Annotated in this window: 8 protein-coding genes; 3 read left to right on the top strand and 5 right to left on the bottom strand. The window is 68.4% G+C overall.

The window, feature by feature from the left end; all coding sequences use genetic code 11:
• From ACEQXV_RS17075 to ACEQXV_RS17065, 3 genes are all read left to right on the top strand, one after another.
• Nucleotides 1-615, top strand: a 615-nt coding sequence (locus tag ACEQXV_RS17075; RefSeq protein WP_370270168.1) for a membrane dipeptidase, incomplete at its 5' end; no start/stop codon positions are given.
• A 21-nt stretch (nt 616-636) separates the two neighbouring features.
• On the top strand, nt 637-2322 hold the full coding sequence (locus ACEQXV_RS17070; RefSeq protein ID WP_370270167.1) for a hypothetical protein: 1686 nt from the start codon (nt 637-639) through the stop codon (nt 2320-2322).
• Nucleotides 2319-2915: a DUF3726 domain-containing protein gene (locus ACEQXV_RS17065; protein ID WP_370254165.1), complete on the top strand. Its 597-nt coding sequence runs from the start codon at nt 2319-2321 to the stop codon at nt 2913-2915. The genes ACEQXV_RS17070 and ACEQXV_RS17065 overlap by 4 nt, the downstream gene beginning before the upstream one ends.
• Nucleotides 2916-2921: 6 nt before the next feature.
• On the opposite strand, the gene ACEQXV_RS17060 is transcribed toward ACEQXV_RS17065, so the two are convergent.
• The 5 genes from ACEQXV_RS17060 to ACEQXV_RS17040 form a co-directional block, all read right to left on the bottom strand.
• Complete coding sequence (locus ACEQXV_RS17060) at nt 2922-3782, bottom strand: YiiX/YebB-like N1pC/P60 family cysteine hydrolase (RefSeq protein ID WP_370270166.1); 861 nt, start codon at nt 3780-3782, stop codon at nt 2922-2924.
• Nucleotides 3783-3935: 153 nt separating this feature from the next.
• The gene (locus ACEQXV_RS17055; protein ID WP_370270165.1) at nt 3936-4811 is read right to left on the bottom strand and encodes an HAD-IIA family hydrolase; all 876 of its coding nucleotides are present in this window, start codon (nt 4809-4811) and stop codon (nt 3936-3938) included.
• A 76-nt stretch (nt 4812-4887) separates the two neighbouring features.
• Nucleotides 4888-5262, bottom strand: a complete 375-nt coding sequence (locus ACEQXV_RS17050) for a diacylglycerol kinase (RefSeq protein WP_370270163.1) — start codon at nt 5260-5262, stop codon at nt 4888-4890.
• A 10-nt stretch (nt 5263-5272) separates the two neighbouring features.
• The gene (locus ACEQXV_RS17045; RefSeq protein ID WP_370254160.1) at nt 5273-6148 is read right to left on the bottom strand and encodes a hypothetical protein; all 876 of its coding nucleotides are present in this window, start codon (nt 6146-6148) and stop codon (nt 5273-5275) included.
• A 24-nt stretch (nt 6149-6172) separates the two neighbouring features.
• On the bottom strand, nt 6173-10525 hold the full coding sequence (locus ACEQXV_RS17040) for a sulfatase-like hydrolase/transferase (RefSeq protein WP_370270162.1): 4353 nt from the start codon (nt 10523-10525) through the stop codon (nt 6173-6175).
• Between the last annotated feature and the right edge of the window lie 374 nt (nt 10526-10899).

Genomic DNA, 10899 nt, shown 5'->3' with positions numbered 1-10899 from the left:
TGCTACGAGGCCGAAGACCCCGGCCTGACGCGCATGGGGCGGCAGGTCATCCGCGAGATGAACCGCGTCGGCATGGTCGTGGACATGAGCCACAGCGCCGACCGCTCGACCATCGAAGCAGCCGAATGGTCCGAACGCCCGATCGCCATCACCCATGCCAACCTGCACAGCTGGCAGCCGGCCCTGCGCAACAAGCGTCACGACGTGGTGCGCGCGGTCACCGAGAACGGCGGGATGATGGGGTTTTCGCTCTATCCCCATCACCTCAAGGGCAAGTCGGCCTGCACGCTCGACAGCTTCTGCTCGATGATCGCAGAGGCCGCCGAGCGCTTCGGTGCCGAGCATTTCGGCATTGGCAGCGACCTGTGCCAGGACCAGCCCGACAGCGTGGTCGAATGGATGCGCGTGGGCCGCTGGACCAAGGAGATCGACTATGGCGAAGGCAGCGCCGCCGCGCCCGGCTTCCCGCCGCAGCCCACGTGGTTCAGGGACAATCGCGATTTCGGGCAGATCGGGGCGGGCCTCAGCGCCAAGGGCTTCAGCGAGGATGAGGTCGCGGGGCTGATGGGCGGGAACTGGCACCGCTTCTTCACGGAAAACTTTACCCCGGCCTGAGCCATGACACCGGAGGACAGTATGACAGGATCGACCATCGCCCCCCGCGACCCGCGCAAGGTGATGACTCTGGCGCGCATGGGGTCCTTCCACCAGTGCCGCCTGTCCTTCATGCGCATCCTGCTGCGCCGCCTGAAGCGGGAAGGCTGGCGTTTCGACCGCCCCCGCTTCGACATCGACGCGCGGGGTGTGGGGGTCGCGGTCTACGCCGCCCACGGTCCCCGCAACAGCTATTCGTTGGTCGCTTTCGCCAATGACCTGCCGCCCGAGAAACGCTCGGACCGGGTGATCGCGACCGAGTGGGACGCGACCTTCACGCTCTTTGACGGGGTGCCGGGCGAGGATGACATTGCCCGGCTTGCACGGAACATCCCGCTTCAGGAAGCGGGCCGCGTCAGCCAGTCGGAGCTGTCCGTCAGCCGCGCCAACCGCTCGGTCAGGCTGTGGGATCACGTGGTCGAGCGTCTGTCCGCGGGGCGTCAGCCGGACCCTGAAATGATCGAAGACGTGGGCTACCTGATGCGCACAACGGCGGTCTATGGCTCTGGCAAGCTTGGCGCGGCCGACCGGGAATGGACCGAGAACCGGCCCGAATTCCGCGCGCCGTTCCAGATCGAGATGCTGAGCGTCTACCTTACCCGCGCCTTCGTGCTGGACCTGGTGGACCACATGGCGAAGGTCCGGGCACCAGGCAAGGCCGTGCCGCTGGCCCAGGATATGCGCCGCCGGCTTGGCATCGGCAATTCCACCGGGCTTGGCATGGCCCCTTTCCTGATCAACCATCCGGTCCTGCTGCACAGCTGGATCGCCGCGCGCGAAAAGGCGCTGGCGCGGGTGCGCGCCTTGCCCCGGATCGGTGCGGATGCGGCCCAAGCCTTGCGCGCGCTGGCCGCGCGGGCGCATGCAGAGGTGGACAGCTGGCAATCGGCCCATCCGCTTCAGGTCGAGAAACTGGCCCGCCTGCGGGCCGATATGCGCGCCCTGTGCGATCACCTTGAAACGGCAGACCTCGCCGGGGCCTTGCCCCTTGATGCGCTCTACATTTGGGGCGAGGCGCAACTGGGCATCGACGGGCAGGAATTGCTGGTCTCGCTGATGCTGGAACCCTTCCCCGATCTGGTCGATCCGCTGGCCGAGGCGATGCATGCCGACGAAGCCAATACCACGCGGATAGACGGCACCATGTCGACCGCAAGACTTCGCGCCATCGTCGAGGATGTCTATGACTGGGCGCTTGCGATCGACTGGGATGATCCGGGCGCGCAGGCCAATGTCTGGTATACGTCCGAGGAAAAGCTGGAACCGCGTCTCGGGGGGCGGGAGGAACCGGGGATTGCCGCCTATGAACAACCGCTTTGCCCGGGGCGGGACGCGGCCCGGATGCATCGCGACCTTGCCGGGGCACCCGATACCAGTGTCGGCGCTTTCCTGATGCGCTTCCCCCAGCACCGCCACATCGCCCGACGCGCCCAGATCGCCGCGCGCTTCCCCTATGCCGAGATCCGCGACAACACGATTGGCGCCGATCTGCTGCCCATCGACCTTCTGCGCGCCAAGCTCGCCTTTTTCGGGGCAGGTCACTTCGACCCGCGCTCGGACAGGTGGGTGCGCATCAACATGTATCGCAACGCACCTTTGCCTGCCGAGCTGTCGCAAGTCGCGGCCGATGACTGGAGCTTGCCCGCACCGGAAAGGACCATGTCATGACGCCGATCTTCTCGCTGAACGAAACCGAGGCGCTGGCCAGGAAGGCCACGCGCGGGGCCGACTACAGCTGGGGCATGGCCGAGGAGGCGGGCCGCGCGGTGCGCTGGCTGGCAGGCAACGGGCTGGACGGGGCGCGCGCGCTCGACCAGTTGTTGCAGGCCCGCGACCGGGGCGAGGCGGACCAGTGCCCGCTGGCCCTTGGCACCGCGATCAGCGACGGGGCACTGGCGGTCGGACCCGAAGGCCTGAGTGTTTCGGGGCTGGACGCGCCGATCCTGCTGATCCCGTTCCTGGTTTGGACGGCGGCGCGGACCGGCACGACCCTGGCCGTGGAGATCGACGGGGCGAAAGCCGTTCTGGGCCCCAAAGGCCCCTTGGCTCTGCCCGGCCCCCAAAGCTGCCCCGCGCGGGCACTCCGGGTGACGGTCACGACATCCGAGGCCGCAGGCACCCCCCTACAGGCGGGTTTCCGAGCCGTCATGTGCGGCGAGACCGCCGACAGCCTTGCCCGCTTTGCCCATCGAACCTATGCGCCAGCAACCGACGAAAGCCGCCTGTCGGGCGCGGGCGCGGGGCTTAGCGACAACGACTGAGCGGTCCTAGGGGTCGGGCCATTCAAGGCGGATATCCCAGGCGAGGTCACGCGCCGACAGCGCCCGCGCGCCGCCACCCGTTGTCGCCTCGACATAGCCCACAAGGCCGAAAGGCAGGTCGCCCGCCAGCGCCCCGGCCACGATCCCGTCGATGACGATGGTTTCGCGATCCAGAACCGCCGTGCGCGGCATGTCGGCTGCCGGATACATCCGCGCGATCATCTCGGCACAGAAGAGCGCGCTGTCATCGGTCGCATCGAAGCGCATGTCGAAGGGCACGCCCATCATGCCAAGCCCGCGCGCCATGGTGGCGGGCGCACTGATGCCGCGGGGGCGCAGCGCCACCACCGCATCGGTGTCGAGCACCACCTCCGGCCCGATCAGACGGACGCCGCCATCGACCGCTTCGAGGTAGATGTCGCCCGCCGCGATCTGCGCCTGGTAGGGGCGCAGGGCGGGCAGGTTCCACAACCCGGCGGCGCGAAGCTGAGCCTCGCTGCCCAGGTAGACCGCACCATGGGTGAACTGGCCGGGAATGAGCAGGCCCGAAACCCGGTTGTCGGAATGGAAGAACAACACGTCGAGCGGTTGCAGCGCGCCCACGAGCGCCGCGCGGGCCTCGGGTTGGTCCGTCATCCGGCCCGGGCGCAGCTGGATCAGCCCCACCTGGCGCATGGTTTCGCTGCTGGCATCGGCCAGTTCCAGCATCCAGTCAGGGTAATCCCCCGCCCGGTCGCAGCACCCGGCCACGATCTGCGGCGGTGTCAGCTCCTCTACGGGGACCGGGCTGTCCACCCGCGGGGCCGCACAGGCCCCGAGCCCCGCCAGAAGACACAGCCCTGCCGCGAATGCAGGTCCGCGCCTCATGGGGCGTTTCCTGACGGGGCGGGGAAGGACTTTGGTCGTGGCGCGATCATCTACTGTGCGGGCCTCCTGGGCTGCCTGTGCGGGTCGCGTACTTGATAGGCCGGAAAGCGCTTTCGGTCTATCAGTATATCTTAAGAAGAAGGTTCGGCTGCCTCAGATCCGTGCCAGCCGCCAGTCGGGAATGATGCCGGAGCGCGCCTCGTAGGGTCGCGTGTCCTGTCCCGAAAAGAGCCCGTCCGCCGTCACCAGAACTGTCCGCCAGCCCTGCGCCGCAGCCCCGAGACTATCGGTGTGAAGCGTGTCACCGCACATGGCGATCCGGCCGGGGGCGCAGCCGGGCAGCGTTGCACGGGTCAGGTCAGAGGCATCCGCGCAGGGCTTGCCGACGAGCCGGTTGGCCCCGTCCGGCAGGCTGCGGGCGAAATGCCCCGGCTCCAGCGTCAGCCCGGTTTCGCGCGGCGCCACGAGGTCGGCATTGCCGATCAGCACCGGGCGTGGGTGAGCCGCGAGGCTCTCGATCAGGATCTTCTGGCGCGCATCTGTCCAGTCCGCGCTGGACAGGAACACGATCCCTTCGGCCCGGTCATAGTCCGCCCGGTCGGCCCCAAGCCGCAGGCATTGCCCCGGAAGGTCAGCCAAAGTGTCGCCCGGCGCGGCGATCACCCCCCACAGCCGGTCATCCATCGCCAGCCGTGTCGCGTCACGGCTCGTGACCAGCTCGTCTTCAGCAAGGGGAATGCCCAGGCGTGCAAACTTGGCGAAGGCGGCCTGCCGGTCGTAACTGGCCGCGTTCGACAGGATCCGCACGGCCTTGCCCATCTGGCGCAGTTGCCCGACCCGCTCGGCCGCGCCGGGGATGGGGCTGTCGCCCAGGTTCAGCACCCCGAACGCATCGAAGACGAAGGCATCGACCTTTGCCGCGATATCGAGGAGCGAGCCAATATCCTGCCCTGCCCCGGCCCGGGGCATCGGGGGAAGAAGGGTCCGGATCGCCTCGTAGGCGTCAAAGACATCGCTGGCGGTCTGCATGGCCCTGTCTGGTCTGTGGTGCACGCGGCCAGACATAGATCATTGCCCGGCGGGGCGCCAGACGGGCCAGCCAAGCTCAGCCAAGCAGCACGAGCAGCCAGCACAGCCCCCACACAAGCCCCGTCATCATCACTGCGGCGCTGGCAATGTCCTTGGCCTTCTTGGCCAGCGGATGCCGGTCGGTCGACACGTAGTCGACCGTGGCCTCTACAGCGCTGTTGAGAAGCTCGACCACCATGACGAGCCCACCGAGCGCCACCAGCAGCACGGTTTCGGCGGTAGAAAGCCCGGCCACGGCCAGCAGGCCCCAGCCCAGAAGGTTCAGCCCCGCCCATTGGCGCAGGCTCTTTTCCTCGCGCCAGCAGGCCAGCAGCCCCTCCAGCGACCAGGTCGCGGTGTTGCGCAGGCGGGCCAGTTCCTGGCCGATTGTCATCTGTTTGCGGGTGGTCATGGGCGTATCCTCAGTTGCAGTCGACGTCAGCGTCAGACAGGGCTTCGACTTCGGCCTGGCCAAGATCGTCGGAATAGACCCCGGCAGCGCCTGCCGCCAGCAGGCAGGCGGTGGTGCGGGGGCGGTTGATGGTGTGGACATAGACAGGCAGGCCGGTGCCTTCGATCACCGCGGCCATCAGGCCCGCTTCGGCGCTGAGATAAGGCATGGTGATCGCATCGGGCGCATGGTCCAGCGCCTCGCGGATCACCGCCTCGGGATCGGTTCCGTGGCGATACTTGTAAAGGGTCCAGATCACCTCCTGGAAGCCAAGCGCGCGATAGCGGTCGATCTCGTCGGGGCGGTAGGCCTGCGGCACGAATTGCGTCACGATGTCAGGATGGCGCGCCACGATCAGCTCATGCGCGGCAACGGGGTTGCTCTTGACGTCGGTCACGATGCGGATGTCGGGATGCGCGCGCATCCAGTCCGCCAGCCCGTCAAGGTCGCAATTGCCGGGCGCATCGGGGGTTTCGGCCAGAAGGCGCTGGAACGTGGCATGGTCGGGCGCGGTTTCGGTCGGGGTGCCGAAGCGGGTGGTATAGCTGATCTCCCAGTCGTGGATGCAGACCAGTTCGCCATCAGCGGTCCATTCGAAATCCAGCTCGAACACCTCGAAACGGTCGATATTGGCGTCGAGCGCATCGTAGGAATTGGTCTTGACCACCCCGTCGAGCCGCCCGCCGCCATGGCCGATGGACATGGTGAAGGGCGCCGCTGTCGCCGGTTCGGGCAGATCGCCCGTCTCGGCCAGGGCAGCCCCGCCCCCCTGCCAGACGGCAAGGATGAGGGCGGCAATCACCGGGCGAAGGGTCGCGCGGGCAGGGTGGGAATAAGGTCTTTTCATGGAATGGGTCCGTCTTGGTAGAAGTCACGAAGGGCAGGGTGCGGGCAGGTCACCCAGGGCGTTCACCTGGTCTGATCCCAGGTCATCCGAGAAGACACCCGCCGCCCCCTCGGCCATGAGGCAGGCAATCTCGGCGGGGTCATTGCTGGAGCGCAGGTAAACGGGCAGCCCGGTGCCCGAGTTCAGGGCCTGCAACGCGCCGCCCCGGGCCGCGTCCAGCGTCAGGGCCAGTGCGGTCGGGGCCCGGTTGCGGGCCTCGTTGATGATTGCGTCGATGGGCAAACCCGACTCCGGGGCCCAGATGACCTGGGCAAAACCAAGCTCGCGCAGGGCGGTGATCTGTTCGGGCCGCATCGCCTGCGGGACGAATTGCGCGCGCAGGTCGGGGTGACGCTCGGCAATCAGAGCATGGGCCGCGACGGGGTTGTCCGACACGTCGGTCACGATCCGGGTGCGGGGATTGGCCCGAAGCCAGCCCGCCAGCCCGTCGAGATCGCAATTGCGCGGTGAATCGGGGCTTGCGGCCAGCAACTGGCGGAAGAGGTCATGGTCCGGCGGCGTCGAGATCGGTGCGCCGAAGCGGGTCTCGAAGCTATGCTGCCAGTCGTCGATGCAGACCAGCTCTCCTTCGGCAGTCCAGTCGAGATCCAGTTCGAACACCTCGAAGCGGTCGATATTTGCCCCGAGCGCGTCGAAGGAATTGCTGGCAGTCAGGTCGCCGATCCGGCCCCCGCCAAGCGCGATACTGCTGCCGAAGGGCGCGGTGCGGTCGGGGTCGAGCCGCACGGATTGCAGCATCAGGCCCAGGCTGCGCTGGTCAGACGCCCCGTCGCGCGTGGCCGGGCATCCCAGGCTGGCCCCGGGCAGGGCAAGCGACAGGCGCAGTTCCTGTCCGCGCGGCAGGGCCGAGACATCGGCCAGGAAGGGGCGGTTTACCCCGGTCTGCTGGCGTCCGATCTGCTGGCCGTCATGAGAGAGCACAAGGTTGACCGCTTCCCCCCCGAAGGCGGCAACGGACAACGCCAGCGTCAGGTCGGCGGGGGTGTCGGGCAGCACGAGCGTGATCTCGGCCGCGCCATCGCCCATCCAGCGGCCGAAGGCCTCGGGCGACCACCAGCCCGCGCCAAAGCCCATGAGCGCGGCGCTTTCGGCCTCGGGCACGGGCACCACGCGCGACAGGGGAAGGGGGGCCAGTCCCGTGCGGGGGGCGGTGCCGGCCTCCGGGCCGATGCAGCCCTCAAGTCGCGCGGCGGGGCTGTCAGCCATGGGCAACGCCACCGGGGTCGCGGCAGGTGGGGGCTGCACGGCTACCGGTCCGTCACTGTCTCCTAGCGTCACGGCCTTCAGCATGACCCCCATCTGGCGCGCGTCATTCCCAAGCCCGCGCAGGGCGGGGCAGGTCAGATCGGGGCCGCCAATGGACAGAAGCAGGGTGACCGGGACACCCCGGGGCAGCATGCCAAGCTCGGCGGCGAAACCCACGTCGCCCAGGACCGGGCGCGCGGCAAGTTCCACCCCGTCATGGATGAGGGCGACCGTTCGGCTCTCGGCAGAGGCAAGGTCGAGCGTGAGCGTCAGGCCCCCGGCGGTCTCGGGCAGGATCAGGGTGAAGTCCACTTCGCGCGCCCCGCTCCAGCGTCCGGCGCGTTCCTGGCTCCACCAGCCGCGGCCAAAGCCAAGCGGGCCGGTCAGAGCCTCGCCCGCGATCCGGGTCGCACGCGGGAAGGGGGCCACGGGCATCGGCTCTGCCCGTGCGCCCGGTGCGTTGCAGGCGGCAAGGTCCGGTTCGATGCGGGGACCGGCGGGCAGGGCGGCGGCAATGGCCGGCGCGGGCCTAGGCTCCGCCGCCGGGGCGGCAGCCAGAACGACCGGGGCCGGGGCCGCAGCCGGAGCAGCAGCCGGGGCCGCAGGCGCAACCGGGGCCGCGGCTTCGACAGGTGCAGGCAGGGTCACGACCGGGTCACCGCCCGACGGTGTCAGCAGCAGGCGCACCCGGGGAAAGGCGGCATTGCCGAATTCGCGCACTGCGCCCGCGTCGTCGAACAGGCCGATATAGGCCTGGCGTGCCTCCAGCGTTCGCAGCAAGGGCAGGTCGAGCCCGTCGAGCGCCGGCGCGATCTGGTCCGACGCGCGCCCGCAAAAAGCGGTGTCCTGCACCATGATCGCATGGCCAACGAAGCGGCCACGGCTCTCGGCGATCTGATCGGCCCAGGGCCTGTGATCGGCCGCGCTGAAGCCGGGCGTGCACTGGTCCATCCAGTCGAGCGGTTCGGCGCGGCCATCGGCGGTGATCCCCACCAGGTGCAGCCCCCGCCCAAGCAGCCAGTCCTGGCCGCTGTCGAGCGTGTCTGTTGTCTGGCGGCGCACGAGGCTCGCCCCCGCGCCGAAGGCCGAGGATTGCAGCAACACGCCCCGCTCGCCGGTCAGAAGGGCGGGGTAGGCGATCTCTTGCGGCAGGTCGCCGCGCAGCACGCCGATGCGCGTCAGCGCCTCGGTTTCGGGAACGCTTTGGCTGTCTTCCGGCGGGCTCAGCATTGCGGCCAGGTCTTCTTGCGACAGGAAGGTGGAGCGCGGCACCGGGCGCGCGGTGGCAGAAACCCCGCGCTGCCCGCTGGCCAGGCACAGCGCCTGCCGCTCCTCAAGCCCCTCGTCCGGGCGCAGAACGCCAAGCGCGCGGCAATCGTCGAACCACATGTAGGGCGTGCCTTCGGGCAGGTTCATCACGATCTGGGTCAGCGAGGTGTTGAAGGCCGGATCGTTGCTGAGCGAAATCTCGGTGATCGTGTGATCTGCGTCGAAGGCCAGAAGCGTCGGCACCGGGAAGGCCGAGCGCCCGTAATTGGCCTCGCCCCGCTCCAGGTTCACGTAAAGACCATCCGAGATGTCGGGGAAGGCCCAGAGCCGGGTATAAACGGACTGGTAGCCCATCACATGCGCATCGAGCGCCCGGCTGTCATCGGCGGCCACGGCAAGCTCTTCTGGGATCGTGGGCGCCGCGCCCAGAAGATCGACGCCAAGACCCATCCTGGGCATGTCGAAGCCCAGGTAGCTCAGCAGGGTGGGGCCGGCATCCAGCGTGGTGGCCGGGCGGTTTACAGCCTGCGGGGCGGCGGCGGTTGCCGGATCAAGGATCATCAGAAGGTTGCGCCGGGGGCCTGCGTTCAACTGGTCGGTCGCCGTATTGCCCATGGCCAGGTGGTCCGACATGACCGCGATCACGGTGTTTTCGGCATGCGGCCCCGACAGGATCTCCTCGATGAACTGCCCGGCCAGGTAGTCGTCGCACAGAACCGCGTTGAGATTGGGGTTGCTGCCATCGCCATACTGCATCCCGGCGCATCCCCGGTTTGTCGCGGCATGGCCATATGGGGGGTGCGTGTCGAGCGTCAGAAGGCTCAGCGCGAAGGGGCGGTCGCCAGCGGCCAGCCGGTCGAACCGCGACCGCGCGAGATCGAAGAGCGAGTCGTCCTGAAGCCCCCATTCGGTCAGGTAGGTCGGATCGTCCAACAACCCCACCAGTTCGTCGCGCCCGGTCACTTCGTCGAACCCGTGCGACTGGTAGAAGGCGCCCTTGCCGGCGAACTCGATCGACGCGCCGCCCATGTAGGACAGGGTGTAATCTGCCTCGTCGAGGATATCGCCAAGGCAGGTCGCCCCCGACAGGAACTGGGTCACGCGCATCGCGTTCCCCCCGCCACCCGACAGGATCAGCGGCACCCCGCACTGCGTGGCCACCATGCCGCCCACGGTGAAGGTGGCCCCGGTGGTCTGGCCAAGATCGGTGAAGGTGATCGCGCGCTCTTCCAGCGCGGACAGGTAGGGGGTGAGCCCGGGAAAGCGGGTCTCGTCCATGTAGGTCCGTTCGAGGCTTTCGAGATAGAGGATCACGAGGTTGCGCGGGCTTTCCGGCCCGGCCGGATCGCGCACCGGGTCATGAAAGCCCTCGACCTGCTGTGCGACCAGCGAAAAGCGCAGCGCGTAGGCGGCCGAGGCCATGGGAACGGGATGAACCGCAAGCGCGGCGAGAACCAAGAGCGCGATTGCCGTGTCCCACCGGCGCGCAGGGGTGTCAGAGCCGGGCCGGATCCAGCGGCGGGCCCGCCACAGGCTGCCCGCCACCGCCGCCAGCGCCAGGAGTCCCGCCGCGATGACCCAGCCATACTGGCTGACATCGCCCCCCTCCAGCCCGGTGCGCAGGTGGTAGAAGACCGCCCCGTTCACGCCTTCCCCGGTGATCTGGCCCAAGCCGATCTGAAGCCCGCTCAGCACCGTCAGCATCAGGATGGCTGCAGGCAGAACCCATGCGAGCCAGCGGCCATGGCCGCGCCGGCGCAACAGCGCCACGGCAAGAAGGATGAGCAGCACCGAGACAAGCATTTTGGGCTCCTGAAACGTCTTTCGCGCCCCACCCGGCCCCGGGGCCGGCAAGGCCGGGCAGGGCACGGGCCGGGGGGCGCGTGAATGCGTGATCCAGATGCGCCACGTCGGCCCCCCGGTAAATCCGCGCAAAGGGAGCCGGGGCCTCTCATCGGTATAGGCCGCGTCTCGAACGGACGGGGGGACAGGCACAACAGGATGCGGGATGAAAATTCGGGCTAGCAGTCCGGGCATCGGCACAGCAGGGGGCGCGCCCGACCCGGCAAGCGCGTAGATTGGCCAGGCATTTCCCCCGGGCTGGCGCAAGACCCGCCGCCCCGCTTTTCGGAGCCTCAGATGACCTGGACCATTCCCAATATCCTCACCGCGCTGCG

Origin of the sequence: Nioella sp. (genome assembly GCF_964229645.1) — a bacterium.
In the GTDB taxonomy this organism is placed as follows: domain Bacteria; phylum Pseudomonadota; class Alphaproteobacteria; order Rhodobacterales; family Rhodobacteraceae; genus Nioella.
This window is presented reverse-complemented; position numbering and strand designations above follow the sequence as displayed.